Below are 14338 nucleotides of genomic sequence, written 5' to 3'. Positions count from 1 at the left end.
TAGGTATTCTTATTCTAACGATCGTTTTCCCGCTCCTGTAGCTGACAGGCGCTCCTTGAGAGCCTCTCGCGCTTGCTCGCGATCGTCGAAGTGAACCTTTTCGGTGCCGAGAATCTGGTAATCCTCGTGCCCTTTGCCGGCAATCAGCACTCCGTCTCCCGGTTGAGCTTGCAAAATTGCGGTGCGGATTGCCGCCGCCCGATCTGCGATCACCACTGGCTCTGCGGATGCCGGTATGCCGGCTAAAATATCCTGCAAAATCCGTTCGGGATCTTCGGTGCGGGGGTTGTCGGAGGTGACGACCGCCAGATCCGCCAGCTCAGCGACAATTTTGCCCATTTTAGGGCGCTTGGTGCGGTCGCGATCGCCCCCGCAGCCGAACACGCAAATCATCTTGCCGGGAATAAACGGTCGGGAGGCTTTCAGCAGGTTCTCTAAACTGTCCGGCGTGTGGGCGTAGTCCACGATGGCGCTGATGTCTTGCTCGGGACTGATTTGCACGCGCTCCATCCGCCCTGGCACTCCGGGGAATTGCGGCAGCGCGGCGACGATTTTCTCCAAGTCCAGACCCAGGTGCAAGCCGGCACCGACAGCCGCCAGCAGGTTCTGCAAATTAAACTTGCCCACCAGCGGCAAGTAGAACGCCGCCTCACCGGCTGGCGTGTGCAAGACCCCCTTGACACCTGTCTGTTCGTATGCTATATTGATAGCTTGCAAATCGGCTTCGGGATCGGTGGTGCTGTAACTCCAAACCCGATCGGGGCTTATTTTATCAATCAGCCGCTTGCCGTAAGGGTCGTCTAGGTTAATCACCGCCCGCCCTTTGAGATAGTCGGGGCTGAACAGCAGCGCCTTGGCGGCAAAGTAATCTTCCATGTCGCGGTGGAAGTCCAGGTGATCCTGCGTCAGGTTGGTAAACACCGCCACCTCGAAGGGGCAGGACCTCACCCGTCCTTGGGCCAGTGCGTGGGAGCTGACTTCCATGACGGCGACTTGGCTGCCGGCACCAAGGGCTTCCGCCAGCTGTTTCTGCAAGTCTGCGGCAAAGGGGGTGGTGTGAGTGGCCGTCCGCACGAAACCGGGCCAGCGGGCGTAGAGGGTGCCCAGCAGGGCTGTTGGTGCCGGCGCGAGGTTGAGGAGATATTCTATCAGGTGAGTGGTGGTGGTTTTGCCATTGGTGCCGGTGACGCCCACCATCTTCAGCTTTTGCCCCGGGTAGCCATAAAAGGCTGCGGCGACTTTGGCGCAGGCAGAAGTGATGTCGGCGACGGGGATGACGCTGGCACCATTAATCTCACCATTTTTCTGGGCGGCGTGAGCCGACACCAAGGCGGCTACCGCACCGGCAGCCAGGGCGGATGGCCAAAAATCTCCCCCATCAACTCGCGTTCCCGGCATTCCAATGAACAAGTCTCCGGGTTGGCAAGCGTGGGAATTGGTGGACAAACCCGTCACCTCGGCGTGGAGAGCCGCCTCGGAGGGCATTTGCAGAATGTCGGGAACGACTGACAGTAGCTCGCGCAGTTGCATGATTCTCTAATCTTCCTCCTAGAGGTACTTGCAGGTCATGTCCGAGGTACTTGACCCATCGGCAATGACTTGTGACGTTAGCATATTTTTAATATTTCGACTATTGCTCACTCAATCGGAAGATATTTCTGCAACTTTGCCTTGAGCTGCTCTGCGGACGCCCGGGCGGAAAGCCGGGGCAGCTGTTTTTCGGCGACGCCCCCGCCGGCCACACCTGCAGTCTCTGCGCACAAAACGGGAATCTCGTACTGATAGGCTTGCCACCAGTCCTCGCGAGTGGTAATATCTCTAATCTCTATCTCTAAATTCAGCCCTTCTATCTCCTGGAGTTTTTCCAGCAACCCCTCGCACAAGTGGCACCCGGGCTTGCTGTACAAAATTAACCGCATTCCCTCTCTCCCATTTCCTGTTTCTACATGGCAGCAGGACCGCCCTCGCTACTAAAAGTCCGGGCTCACTGTATCATATCAAGTCCTGTCGCTGGCTCACCAGCCTCCAGGCCCTCTTGCCCGACGCCACCGGCGCGTCTCCCAATGCCTGCGCTCTTGTGGCGGTGCCGGTCCGTCCCTTTTCCGCCCCTGCCCAGAAGCACCCTAATAAACTTTTTAACCGGAATTTATGTAAATTATTTCCCTACTACACTTTCACATAGCTGAATACAGCTTCCCAAATGCAGCTATCTCCGCTTGATTAATCTCGTACAGACTTCTTGGGGGGACGGCAGGCTGGGTTGGGGGAATCCTGAGGGGCCGGGGGGCGCGACAAATTGCCAATTGGTAATTGGACATGCGCGGGGCTCGTGGGGATGCCGGTGGTTTCCGACAGGGGCTGGCCTGAAACTCAATCCAAACTGTATAGCCGGATATTATAAATATTGTTTTCAAAATACCTTGTGTTTATGGCAATTTCAGCTTTATGACTGTAGAGAGTTACGGTTGATTAATTTTGGATAGACTTGTGGGGTGCCGGAAAGAGTGGGTTGGGGGAATCGGAAGGGGCCGGCGGGGGTGACAAATTGCAAATTGTTAATTTCACAGGGGAGGGAACCATGTGGGGATGCCGGTGTGTCCCCTATGTTTTTTAGTGTGCCCTCTGGCAGGGGGCTTTTGCGGCGGGGGCGGGGGGTCCCTTTTCCGCCGCCGCACCGGCTCGCAGCCCTCTAACAAACTTTTCAACCGTAATTCATAAAATTTGTTTACCCGCAATAAGCTGTTTAAAATAAGTATAGCATTATGAATGCAGCTATATCCGAAAGATTAATCTCGAACAGACTTCTTGGGGGGAGGGCAGACTGGGTTGGGGGAATCCTGAGGGGCCGGCGGGCGCGACAAATTGCCAATTGGTAATTGGACATGCGCGGGGCTCGTGGGGATGCCGGTGGTTTCCGACAGGGGCTGGCCTGAAACTCAATCCAAACTGTATAGCCGGATGTTATAAATTTTGTTTGGAAAATACCTTTTGTTTATGGCAATTACAGCTTTATGACTGTAGAGAGTTCCGGTTGATTAATTTTGGATATACTTGTGGGGTGCCGGAAAGAGTGGGTTGGGGGAATCGGAAGGGGCCGGCGGGGGTGACAAATTGCAAATTGTTAATTTCACAGGGGAGGGAACCATGTGGGGATGCCGGTGTGTCCCCTATGTTTTTTAGTGTGCCCTCTGGCAGGGGGCTTTTGCGGCGGTGCCGGTGTGTCCCTTTTCCGCCGCCGCACCGGCTCGCAGCCCTCTAACAAACTTTTCAACCGTAATTCATAAAATTTGTTTACCCGCAATAAGCTGTTTAAAATAAGTATAGCATTATGAATGCAGCTATATCCGAAAGATTAATCTCGAACAGACTTCTTGGGGGGAGGGCAGACTGGGTTAGGGGAATCCTGAGGGGCCGGCGGGCGCGACAAATTGCCAATTGGTAATTGGACATGCGCGGGGATCGTGGGGGTGCCGTTGGTTTCCGACAGGAGCTGGCCTGAACCTCAATCCAAACTGTATAGCCGGATGTTATAAAATTTGTTTGGAAAATACCTTGTGTTTATGGCAATACCAGCTTTATGACTGTAGAGAGTTACGGTTGATTAATTTTGGATAGACTTGTGGGGTGCCGGAAAGACTATTGTGGGGGGTGGGGCTGCGGTGGGGCTTGTATGGCGAGCTGTTCCGTGTGGACTGCTGCGGAGGAGCCGGCACTAGCTGATATGGTACCAGACAGGGGGGTGCCGGTGGGTTCAGCACAGCTGGGGGGAATGTGTTGCGAAGCTTTGAGGGGTTTTCGGCTCGCCAAGGCAGCGCAGGTTTTTTCAACAGTGGGGTAAAAACTTATAATAGCATGATGCTGCGGGAGAATTCATATCGAATCAATCCCCACCCCCAAGAGGGGGGAGGGGGGTTAGGGCGTCGGGTACTGGGTTGTGGGGGAGAGATCCGCCGGCTGCCGGCGGCGCAGGGGGGTGGGAAGGGGGAGTTGCCCCTGCGACTTTTTGGGTCCGGGGAGTGGCGGAACCGCCTACTGCCCAGGAACGAGGGAAAAACCGCGCAGATTTTGAGACGCCAGATATCTTCGTGTTGAGAGCGCTGGTGAGGGTTTTTCAGATTTGCTCACCGGCATTCTAGCTATACTCCTCATCCGCCGGATCGCCGTAGGGATCTTCGCTTGCTGGGCGCGCGTTGGCGTACTCGCCGTAATCCCCGGAATCCGCCGGATCGCCATAGGGATCTTCGCTTGCCGGTCGCAAGTTGCCAAATTCCCCGGAATCCGCCGGATCGCCGTAGGGATCTTCGCTCGCCGGTCGTGCGTTGCGATATCGCTCCTCCTCATCCTGTTCGCGGTTGCCACCGCCCAGGAAAGCATCTGCCATATTTTGCAAAAATCTGTCGAGTTGCATGATGGTTCTCCTTGTTCAATTCAGAGTGCGGCTGTGCCGGTACTTTAGGAGCGACTGCGCACAGCCGGTGCTGTCAAAAGCGATTACTGTGCCGGCACCGGGTCCGCACCCAAACCTTCTAAAGTGCGCCCCGTAGATTGGCCGTTATACCCTTGAAAGTCGCGGTACTGTTGCGCCTCTGATTCCGGAACTTGAATCCCCTGCGACGGCGGCGTTACCCAGTGCGCCCGGTGCTGGGCGTCGCGGTAGTAAACGCGCCCATTCTTAGACAGGTAATACTGCCCCTGCGCACCCGTTCCCTGCGCATTTTTGTGCTGGTTGTAAAGATAGTAAAGTGCGGCTGCTCCCGCCAAAATTGCCACCTTCTGGCCGGTTGACAGCCCCTGACGCGCCCTGGGCTGTTGCGGGTTATTGTAAGGCACTGTTCCGCCCCGGGAGTCGTCAACCGGCGGTGGCGGTGCCGAACTCTGCGAACTGCAGGCAGTAGCGAGCGGAAGCATGAGCAGCACTGTCAGCAGCAGCGCTAGCGTTTGTAAAAATCTTCTGCGATTTGGATAGATTGCGTTCATCAGCTCTCCTATTCACTCGTTGTTACAGTAGGCCATCAGTGGCGCGTTCTGCCCTCTTTGCGCTGCTGCAAAACAGTGGTTCCACTTTCACCTTTTTCCCCGCTTGAATACCGGGCAGCGCGCAGCAGCGGCATCTACTTTTAATGTTGCTGCAATTCCTCAGGGCTTCCCTCTGGCGCTAGATAGAAATCGGCTGAGAGATTTCCTCCCAGGGGAATACGCGCCCCTTCAAGCTGGGGTCGAGCGCTGGCAATGGGCGTGGGGCGCGATCCCTATTTTGGATTTTGGATGCCCGGATTTTGGATTGAAAGTCCGGGCAACAAAGGGTGTTCGCCGGTCGGAAAAAATACTATAGCGTTTCTCATATTAGTGAGGTACAACCCGGTTTCTTAAAGAAACCGGGTTTCTGGGCAAACAGGTTCATCCAACTGAGAGCCGCTATATCTATCTCAACGCAGTGTGAGACTGTTGGGGAATTGATATCGGCTTTAATAAGGAAGCGCCACAGGACCTGCCGAGCGGCGCGTCCTGTGGCGGTTCAAAAGCGATTAATATACAAGACATGAGAGAATTTTCCAGGGGGAGGAATGAGTCACACCGGCTAGCCCGAACCCAACTCCCCCTCCAGTCTTGGCGGTTAAAAACACCCCGCCGGAAAAATCAAATATTCCAAGAAAAACAGCTTCCAAATAAACTGGTAGAACTGCGCCACCGCCGCCCTATCCTCCAAATTCACCCGCAAACTGCGCCACCACATCAAACCCAGCGCCAGCAGGTGAGTGACGCTGAGAAAAACAGGATTGACCCCCTGCAGCCAGAAAACACCGGCAAGCGCCACACCCAGATAGCACGCCGCCAGCACCCACCGGCCTAAATTAAACACCGCCCTAGCTCCGAGCTGTAGAGTAAAGGTCGTGATATTGTACAGCCGGTCGCCCTCCATATCTGGGATATCCTTAAAGATAGCAATCGCAAAGGTAAACCCCAAAACAAACAGCGTCAGCGCCCAGACTTCTGGCGGAATTGCCCCCCCTTGACTGAAGTGCAAAAACAGCCCCAGATTCACTATAACACCCCGCACGGTAAAAATGCAAAAAGACGCCCAAAAAGGAAAGCGCTTCAAGCGCACCGGCGGCAGGGAGTAAGCCGTGCCTATCGCCAAACTCACGCCCACAGTCCCCAGCAAAAACGGCCCGCCGAGTAGCGCCACGAGCATTGCCAGACTGCCGGCAGCCGCCACAATCAGCCGCCCTTGCTGAAAGGAAAACTCACCGGCAGCCACCGGCAGGTGGGGCTTGTTAACCCTATCAATTTCCACATCCTCCAGCTGATTCAGCCCCACAATATAGACATTGCCGGCAAGACAAGCCACCAGAGCCCCCAACAGCTGCCACAGGCGAAACTCAGAAAAGCCGGTCCCCGACTCAGCCAGAGCGAGGGAACACAGCCCCACCACACTCAAGCTCGTACCTATTATAGTATGGGGGCGAGCAAATTTCCAAAACGAATACAGCTGCTCCCCAAACGTGCGAGAATTCCTCTGACTCAAACTCACCTTATCTCCTTGCATCCTTGGCGTCTTTGGCGTCTTTGCGGTTGAATATAACCCTACTTACTCCCACAGAGCAAGCCAAATCGAATCAGCCCGCTCTCGTAACCCTCCCTCATCAACCCCAGAGAGAGAGCCGCTTGAATTGTAGTCCAGCCACTCAACAGCAACCCGACAATAGCATCAAAAGTCAGAGCCGAATCTATCACCACATCCCAAAACGGCGCAACAGCTTTTGACCAGTCAGCGGTGCGGATATTTTGGAAACCGGCATCGCGAGACATTATATCATATTCCGGGAGGGAAATCACATAAGGCAAGCAGTAAACCCGGTAAATTTCTGCCAAGTGCCGGCGCTCAGCATCCGCCAGCTGACCGGCGGGTTTGTCGAGAGGGCGGTGGCACCAAGTTGCCATAATAAAGGTCCCTCCGGGTTTGAGGACGCGGCGGCACTCTTGCAAGAATTTTTGCTTATTTGGCATGTGTTCGCCGCTTTCGAGCGACCAAACCAAATCAAAGGAATTGTCAGCAAAAGGCATATTGAGGGCGTCTGCGACTTGGAACTGGACCTGCTGGCTGAGGCCGGCTTCCTGGGCCCGCTGAGTGGCTCGAGTAACTTGAGCGGGGCTGAGGGTGATGCCGGTGGCAGATGCGTTAAACTTGTCAGCCAGGTAGAGAGTGCTCCCCCCAATGCCGCAACCGGCATCAAGGATGTTCTGGGGGAGGGATTCGCCCAGACTAGCCCAGCTGAGCAGTTCCTCAATTAGGTCAATTTGAGCTTGCCGGCGGTCTTTTTTTAGGGTGCCTGCCGGCCCATAGTAGCCGTGGTGCATGTGCTCGCCCCAAATCCTCTCCCACAGACCTGAGGAGGCGTCGTAAAATTGTTGAATTTGCTCGTTGAGACTGGAGGTCATCGGGATTGTGCGTTTGATACAGGACGAGATTGGTTTACCAGAGTGATGATAGTTCAGGAGGTGCCCAGAAGACAGCAATGACACTATCGAGCGATTTGTGGGGAGCCAATCAAGATTTGGCCCAAGCGTGCCTGGAACATCCCTTCGTGCGGGGAATCGCCACCGGCACGCTGCCGGTGAGCCGGTTTGCCTACTATATTGGGCAAGACACATTTTTTTTGCAAGCTTTCGCCCGCGCCTACTGCGTCGCCGCCGCCAAAGCGCCCGACTGGGAGGCGTTTGAAGTGTTTCACTCCCTTGCCGGTGGGGCGCTCGAAGAACTTAAGCTGCATCAAGGCTATGCGCCGCAGTCGGGGGCGGATTCTATTGTCAGCGCACCGGCACCGGCGACGCGGCGCTATACGGACTTCCTGCTGGCTACCGCTTGGGGGGCGGATGTGGGGCTGACGGCAGCTGCCATGTCCCCCTGCATGAGGCTGTACGCCTTTTTGGGGCAAAAGCTAGCTGAGGGCGGCATTCCCGAGCACCGCTATGCCGGCTGGATTCGCACTTACAGCAGTGCGGAGTTCGAGCCTTTGGCCCAACAGCTGGAAAGACTGGCAGACCGGTACGCCTCTTCTGAGGTGCCGGTGGCGCACTCGACTTATCGCTACGCTATGCTGTGCGAGCGAGATTTCTTTCAGGCGGCGTGGGAATTTGAAGGTGGGCGTGGCGCATAGGGCATGGGGCGTGGCGCATAGGGCATAGGGCATGGGGTATGGGGAAGATTTACGCGCTGGCGATAAATCAGCTTTTGCGTGATGCGATGATGCGATGATGCGATGATGCCCATCTCTGAAACTGACTGTCTATAAACAATCCATGACTGTTTCTAGAACGATTTGCCTGGGATTCCTGGCTGTCATTACCGCCGGCGCTCTTTTCCTGATGATGCCTTTTTCCATGAGTGACGGCACTTGGAGCAATCCGGTGACGGCGCTGTTTACGTCCACTTCTGCCGTTTGCGTCACCGGCTTGTCTGTGGTGGATGTGGGGAAGTATTATTCCTTTTGGGGACAGCTGGTGCTGGTGCTGCTGGTGCAGGTGGGCGGGTTGGGCTACATGACAGCAACCACCTTCCTGCTGCTGCTGATTGGGCGCAGATTTGGCTTGCGCGACAAAATCGCGATTCAGCAATCGCTTGACCAGCCCGGACTTGCCGGTATGGCCCAGCTCGTGAAGTCTATTATAGCCACAACGCTAGTTTTAGAACTCACCGGCGTTTTCTTGCTGCTCGCGGTTTTCGGGCGGGACTATGGCTTCGGTTACGGGTTGTGGCTGTCGATTTTTCACAGCGTCAATTCTTTCAATAATGCCGGGTTTAGCCTGTTTTCGGACAACTTGATAGGATATGTGCGATCGCCACTGGTCAATTTCGCCGTTACCGCCTTAATCATTTTGGGCGGGATTGGCTATAAGGTGATTATGGAAATGTACCTGTGGGTGAAATGCCGGCTTGACAAAAATACCAGTTGCGTTGTATTCTCTCTGAATTTCAAGGTAGCAACCTCGACAACGATATTCCTTTTGGCAATCGGTACAGTCGCCTTTTTGCTCACAGAATACAGCAACCCTGACACCCTTGGCCCTCTCAACTTTGGGGAAAAGTTAATGGCTGCTTGGTTTCAATCGGTGACGCCCCGCACCGCTGGGTTTAATACCATTGACACCGGCAAAATGACAGAGGTAGCCCTGTTTATTACCGTTGGGCTAATGTTTCTGGGTGCCAGTCCGGGAAGCACCGGCGGCGGGATTAAGACCACAACTGTCAGGGTGCTTTTCAACTGCACCAAAGCTGTGCTGGAGGGGAAGGAAGAAGTTGTCTGCTACCAGCGCCAAATCCCGCTGATACTTATTTTGAAGTCCATAGGCGTTGCGGTGGGCTCTTTAATGGCAGTCCTGATCTCCACCACTTTAATTCAGCTGACCGATCCGCAACTGACATTTATCCAGGTGCTGTTTGAGGCTGTATCAGCTTTTGGCACCGTAGGTCTTTCCACCGGCATCACGGCGAAAGTATCAGTGCTGGGAAAGCTAGTGCTGATTGGCACGATGTACGCCGGGCGGGTGGGAGTGTTGCTGCTGATGGGTGCGATTCTCGGCGATCCCAAACCCACCGCCCTTCACTATCCGGAGGAGAATCTTTATGTCGGCTAGATAGCCGGTATTGTAGGCTTATGTAGCCATAATAAACCAATTTTGTGCTAGACTTACAGAAGTTATTTTCTCCCAGCCAAAGAAAACCGATTTCTGTAAGTCCTTGACCGGCTATGGCGGTGAGGCATGCAAGGTTTGATAGGATTTTTAGTATCGGGTTGAGGTGCTTGCCATGAATTTGTCTTCTTTAAGTTTCTTCCGCAGTTTGCGCACGGAACATAAGCAATATGCCGTGATTGGTTTAGGTCGCTTCGGTCGGGCGGTGTGCGGAACGCTGCACAGCCTCGGATACGAAGTGCTGGGTGTGGATACCGAGGAAAAGCGAGTCTCGCAAATCTTGACGGATAAAATCGCCTCTCACGCCCTACAATTAGACTCGACGGAATACACCGCTCTCAAAGAGGCTGGGGTTTTTGAGTTCGATACGGTGATTGTGGCGATCGGCAATTATGTCGAGGAAAGTGTGATTACAACTCTCAATCTCAAGGAAGGCGGGGTGAAGCATGTGGTGGCGAAAGCTTCTTCCGAAATACACGAAAAGCTCCTCAAAAAAGTGGGGGCGGATCTGGTGGTGTTCCCCGAACATGAAATGGGGCGCACTCTGGCGCAAAGTCTCACTAAACCCAGCATTATCGAGCGCTTCGACTTAGACCCAGAAAATAGTATTGTGGAACTGATTGTTCCGGAAGAATTCCACGGCAAAACTATCGCGGAACTCCAACTCCGCAGCCGCTATGGGCTGAACCTGCTGGCAGTGAGTCAGGACAAAAAGTTCGCAATTAATCCGTCTGCAAACACCCGCCTGCAAAAGGGCACGGCAATGGTGGTTATTGGCTCTAATAAGGATATCAATCGCTTGCCGATTTGAGGGATTTGGGATTGGGGATTGGGGATTTGGGATTGGGGATTGGGGATTGGGGATTGGGGATTTGGGATTTGGGATTTGGGATTGGGGATTGGGCGTGGGGCATTGGATTGCTCCTGAAACCTAACACCTGAACCCCGATCCCTAACAGTCACTTCCACTCGCTTTGCAAAACAAAAGCCGCCCAGTAATACGGCAACTTCCACTGCGTCTCTCCCCACATCTCCAATTGCGCTTCTCGCAGAGCCGCAGCTGCCGGCTTGCCTTCTTTGAGCATTTTGTGATAAAATTTTTCCATGATCTCGGCTGTACTTTTGTCATTGACGCTCCATAAAGATACCACAACTCTGGGAGCGCCGGCATACATGAACCCTCTTGTCAGCCCCACCAGCCCCTCACCTTTAATTTGCTTGCCCAGCCCCGTTTGACAGGCGCTCACACTACCAAATCCGCCGGCAATTTAAGATCAAATATGTTATTTAATCGCAAAATGCACTTTTGCAAATCGCCCTTTTCATCGAGCAAAGACAGGACAATTCCTGACAGTTCAGGGTTCTGGCTGTTGGCGAACCCGTGAGTGGCGAAATGCACGATACGGTACTGGCTGAGTTGCGAGGAAGTTGCAGCAGCGCGACTGGCGGCAAAATCGAATGCCTGCTCGCGCTGTGTTTCTGGTACGAGGGAGAGAATTTGTTGCGCTGCGCGTGAAGGGGAGCCGGTTCCAAGCAACACCGGCATCTCTAGCGGCTCTTTGCAGCTGTTGCGCTTCCACCGGCACACTTCCTGACAGTACAATACCCCTGACGCGCTCATCATCAGTGCCGAAAACGGGATCTGCAATCACCGCCAGTGTTTTGGGAGCCGGTTGCCTTTTTTCTGTGTCGCGCCTTATAATAGCTATAGCGGAAGCGGAGGGCAGATTGACAATTTCACGCTCTTGTATTATGGGGATATAATCGCTATCCTTTCCGGGTGCCGGTAAGGCGGCGAAGGGGATATACTGGAGGATGCCGTCGCTAACGATAAGCAAGCGTTTCTCGCCGAACTGCTGCAGAGCCGGTGCCAGAATGATATCGCTGAGTTTTTTTCCTGCAGATGCTAAGCGTGCCGGTGACGCCCTCTCAGCCAGCGTCAAAACCTCCCGGAAATCTTTGGCGGCTTTTTCGATGTCGGCGCAGGGGGGCAATTCGTAGCTGGTGATGCCGGTTTTTGTCACCGCCCACAGATAGCTGCGCTCCTCACCTAAGGAGTATTCTAGCAGCAACGTTCCCTCATCGAGCACCTGCTGCTGAATTTCTTTAAGGGTGAGGGGTTGCGGCTGGGTGAGGGCGGCGTAACGGGGGCTCCTGGTGCGGATTTTCCCTCTCACTTCCTGGTAGTAGCTGAGAAGAAATTCCCGCTGTCTGTCTAGCTCGACTAGCCAGAGGGAGTCGATGTTGCTAGCCAGCAGGAGTGCCCGCTGCTTTTCTGTTGCGTCGAGTTGCTGCACCACAGTGCTTTCTTCCTGCAATAATTCGGGGCTAGCACCGGCACGGATATCGGCACCGGCTTCTGTGAGGAGTTCTAGCAAAGTGCGGGCGCGGGCGCTCTCGCTAGCGTGGAGCGCCTGAGCGTCGTATCCCGAGTTGGGTTGCTGTTTGCTGCTCTGTCTCTTGAAACAGCTTTGCAGCACCGGCACTCGCATCTGGGGGCGAGCCGGTTTCTGGCTGTTGCGCCACCTTTACTGGGGGGAAGTCTAGCACACAAGTGTTGAATCTTAACAATTCGACATAAAAAAAGCGCCCAAAACGTGCTATGATTTGGGCTACGGTCAAATCAATCCTGTTAATAACCTGTGCTCAACTCATTCTCTAAGATTGTCCAAAATCGTTTGGCTTCTTTGCCTAAAAATGATTATCCTGTCCTTAACACCCGCTTGTTTATGTCCATATGGTTGAGCTATGCAATGGATAAAAGCTTGACCAGTATGAGAGATATATTCAAGCGACTAAATGGAACTGGCTATGAGCTAGATATTTCAACTTTCTCCAAAGCTAATGCGTCCAGAAGTCAAGAGCCATTTCTGAGACTTTATCAACAACTTAATGAGGAAATTTGCCGTCAAAAAAGCCTTCAAAAATATGAGCTGTTTCCTATTGATTCAACTGTCATTACTCTAACGAGTAAATTGCTATGGCTGCAAGAATACTACCAAGTCAAGCTTGTTAGCTCCTTAAATTTAACCACAGGAGTTCCAGAAGAAAACTTAATAAATTTTGGATACGACTCTGACTACAGATATGGAAAAGAGATGTTAGCTAGTTTGCCCCCAAACGGTGTAGGGGTAATGGATCGGGGCTTTTCTAGTTTAAAAATTTTACGGCTCGCCCAGCAGTCAAACAAGTATTTTGTCTTGCGCATACCTAACAACTACAAACTTCAATTTTCTGAAAATAAGGGGCAGTTTCTAGTTGGGACAGGCAAGGACTCAGGAATATATAGAATTGTTAACTTTTGCGATCTTGAAAAGCGTGCTGAGTATAGATTGGCCACCAATTTGGAGCGGGCCGAAGTCTCCGATGAAGAGCTTATGGAAATCTACAAATATAGGTGGCACATAGAGTTGCTATGGAAGTTTCTTAAAATGCACCTTAAGTTGGATAAGCTGATTACTAAAAATGTAAATGGTATAGCTATACAAATTTATGTTTCGCTGATAGCTTACCTGATATTAAAGATAGTAGATATTCCTAAAGAATGGGGGACTACGCTACTAGATAAACTCCGCTATCTTCAATGTTGTATGTGTCAAGAAATCAGCTATGTCCACTGGATAGAACGACTTCTCTCTGGCTAAGCATTTTTACTCAGGGCAGGATAAATGTAAGCTAAAATGTAAAGTTTTGTGACAGAATTCAACACTTGTGAGTCTAGCACCGGCACGCCATCGCGCGGCACCACCGGCACCCCTTGACTGATTGGATTTTTTGTGCTATGTTTTTTTTCCCCTTGCGCCAGAGCCGGTTGAGCGCCGGCACTTGCAGTCGAGACGCACAGCAAGACAAGCTGCTTTCCTCGCCAGCACAGCCATGCCGGTGCCGGCACCACCATTGAGCCAATTCCACTGTACTGGGGAAAGCATATCACGCCTCTGCTGAAAAGTCAACCTCATTCTAAACTGGGCATGGGGCATTGGGCATGGCGCATGGGGCATTGCGAGCGTTGAGCACCGGCATTGCAATTGTGAGCGCCGGCATGAATATTGTAAGCCGGTGCATTGCGATTGTCAGCGCCGGCATTGCTTAGGGGAGCCGGTGCATTGCGATTGTCAGCGCCGTCATTGCTTAGGGGAGCCGGTGCATTGCCTAAAACCTCACCGCTAACCCCTCACCCCTTACGCCTGACACCTAACACTCACCTCCACTCGCCTTGCAAAACAAAAGCCGCCCAGTAAAACGGCAATTTCCAGTTTTTATCTTCCCACATCTCCAATTGAGCTTCTCGCAGAGCCGCAGCCGCCGGCTTGCCTTCTTTGAGCATTTTCTGATAAAATTTTGCCATCAGCTCGGCTGTACTTTTGTCATTGACGCTCCATAAAGATACCACAACTCTGGGAGCGCCGGCATACATGAACCCTCTTGTCAGCCCTACTAGCCCCTCTCCTTTAATCTCCTTACCCAGCCCCGTTTGACAGGCGCTCAGCACTACCAAATCCGCCGGCAATTTAAGATTAAATATGTCATTTAGCCGCAAAATGCCGTTTTGCAAATCGCCCTTTTCATCGAGCAAAGACAGGACAATTCCTGACAGTTCAGGGTTCTGGCTGTTGGCGAACCCGTGAGTGGCGAAATGCACGAT

The 14338-nt window shown here is 53.1% G+C and carries 15 protein-coding genes and 1 pseudogene; 5 read left to right on the top strand and 11 right to left on the bottom strand.

Annotated features, from left to right (window positions below; all coding sequences use genetic code 11):
• Positions 1–9: 9 nt before the first annotated feature.
• The 7 genes from OSC10802_RS0126930 to OSC10802_RS0126895 all read right to left on the bottom strand — a co-directional run bounded on the left by OSC10802_RS0126930 (position 10) and on the right by OSC10802_RS0126895 (position 7440).
• Positions 10–1530, bottom strand: a complete 1521-nt coding sequence (locus tag OSC10802_RS0126930; RefSeq protein ID WP_017719884.1) for a UDP-N-acetylmuramoyl-L-alanyl-D-glutamate--2,6-diaminopimelate ligase — start codon at positions 1528–1530, stop codon at positions 10–12.
• Between the two features lie 107 nt (positions 1531–1637).
• Complete coding sequence (locus tag OSC10802_RS0126925) at positions 1638–1919, bottom strand: glutaredoxin family protein (protein ID WP_017719883.1); 282 nt, start codon at positions 1917–1919, stop codon at positions 1638–1640.
• A gap of 1717 nt (positions 1920–3636) precedes the next feature.
• Complete coding sequence (locus OSC10802_RS51220; protein ID WP_155968441.1) at positions 3637–3807, bottom strand: hypothetical protein; 171 nt, start codon at positions 3805–3807, stop codon at positions 3637–3639.
• A gap of 325 nt (positions 3808–4132) precedes the next feature.
• On the bottom strand, positions 4133–4408 hold the full coding sequence (locus tag OSC10802_RS0126915; protein ID WP_017719880.1) for a hypothetical protein: 276 nt from the start codon (positions 4406–4408) through the stop codon (positions 4133–4135).
• An 83-nt stretch (positions 4409–4491) separates the two neighbouring features.
• Positions 4492–4977, bottom strand: coding sequence for a hypothetical protein (locus OSC10802_RS0126910; protein WP_017719879.1), 486 nt, complete (start codon positions 4975–4977; stop codon positions 4492–4494).
• Between the two features lie 637 nt (positions 4978–5614).
• A complete protein-coding gene (locus tag OSC10802_RS0126900) occupies positions 5615–6547 on the bottom strand; it encodes a homogentisate phytyltransferase (RefSeq protein ID WP_017719877.1) in 933 nt (310 codons plus the stop codon).
• Between the two features lie 38 nt (positions 6548–6585).
• Positions 6586–7440 (bottom strand): methyltransferase domain-containing protein, encoded by an 855-nt coding sequence (locus OSC10802_RS0126895; RefSeq protein ID WP_017719876.1) that lies wholly within the window; start codon positions 7438–7440, stop codon positions 6586–6588.
• A 77-nt stretch (positions 7441–7517) separates the two neighbouring features.
• On the opposite strand from OSC10802_RS0126895, the gene OSC10802_RS0126890 reads away from it, so the two are divergent.
• The 4 genes from OSC10802_RS0126890 to OSC10802_RS55900 all read left to right on the top strand — a co-directional run bounded on the left by OSC10802_RS0126890 (position 7518) and on the right by OSC10802_RS55900 (position 10635).
• On the top strand, positions 7518–8159 hold the full coding sequence (locus OSC10802_RS0126890; protein WP_017719875.1) for a TenA family protein: 642 nt from the start codon (positions 7518–7520) through the stop codon (positions 8157–8159).
• Positions 8160–8301: 142 nt separating this feature from the next.
• On the top strand, positions 8302–9636 hold the full coding sequence (locus OSC10802_RS0126885) for a TrkH family potassium uptake protein (RefSeq protein WP_017719874.1): 1335 nt from the start codon (positions 8302–8304) through the stop codon (positions 9634–9636).
• Between the two features lie 172 nt (positions 9637–9808).
• Positions 9809–10504 carry a potassium channel family protein gene (locus tag OSC10802_RS0126880; RefSeq protein WP_017719873.1) on the top strand — a complete coding sequence of 232 codons (696 nt, stop codon included), beginning with the start codon at positions 9809–9811 and terminating at the stop codon, positions 10502–10504.
• Positions 10501–10635, top strand: coding sequence for a hypothetical protein (locus OSC10802_RS55900; protein WP_017719872.1), 135 nt, complete (start codon positions 10501–10503; stop codon positions 10633–10635). Before OSC10802_RS0126880 ends, OSC10802_RS55900 begins: the two co-directional genes overlap by 4 nt.
• Before the next feature lie 17 nt (positions 10636–10652).
• Here OSC10802_RS55900 and OSC10802_RS55895 read toward each other — a convergent pair whose 3' ends face one another.
• Together OSC10802_RS55895 and OSC10802_RS41990 are read right to left on the bottom strand one after the other, a co-directional pair.
• The gene (locus OSC10802_RS55895; protein ID WP_026098851.1) at positions 10653–10940 is read right to left on the bottom strand and encodes a CHAT domain-containing protein; all 288 of its coding nucleotides are present in this window, start codon (positions 10938–10940) and stop codon (positions 10653–10655) included.
• Positions 10937–12185: pseudogene (locus tag OSC10802_RS41990) on the bottom strand (CHAT domain-containing protein). Before OSC10802_RS41990 ends, OSC10802_RS55895 begins: the two are co-directional and overlap by 4 nt.
• Positions 12186–12335: 150 nt before the next feature.
• Here OSC10802_RS41990 and OSC10802_RS0126860 point away from each other — a divergent pair.
• The gene (locus tag OSC10802_RS0126860) at positions 12336–13337 is read left to right on the top strand and encodes an IS4 family transposase (protein ID WP_044170208.1); all 1002 of its coding nucleotides are present in this window, start codon (positions 12336–12338) and stop codon (positions 13335–13337) included.
• Here OSC10802_RS0126860 and OSC10802_RS0126855 read toward each other — a convergent pair.
• Both OSC10802_RS0126855 and OSC10802_RS0126845 read right to left on the bottom strand, forming a co-directional pair.
• Positions 13334–13627, bottom strand: a complete 294-nt coding sequence (locus OSC10802_RS0126855; RefSeq protein ID WP_155968439.1) for a hypothetical protein — start codon at positions 13625–13627, stop codon at positions 13334–13336. The genes OSC10802_RS0126860 and OSC10802_RS0126855 overlap by 4 nt on opposite strands.
• 267 nt (positions 13628–13894) lie before the next feature.
• On the bottom strand, positions 13895–14338 hold a 444-nt coding region (locus tag OSC10802_RS0126845), incomplete at its 5' end, for a CHAT domain-containing protein (protein WP_026098849.1).

The sequence above is a fragment of the Kamptonema formosum PCC 10802 genome (assembly GCF_000332335.1).
GTDB lineage: Bacteria > Cyanobacteriota > Cyanobacteriia > Cyanobacteriales > Oscillatoriaceae > Oscillatoria.
This window is presented reverse-complemented; position numbering and strand designations above follow the sequence as displayed.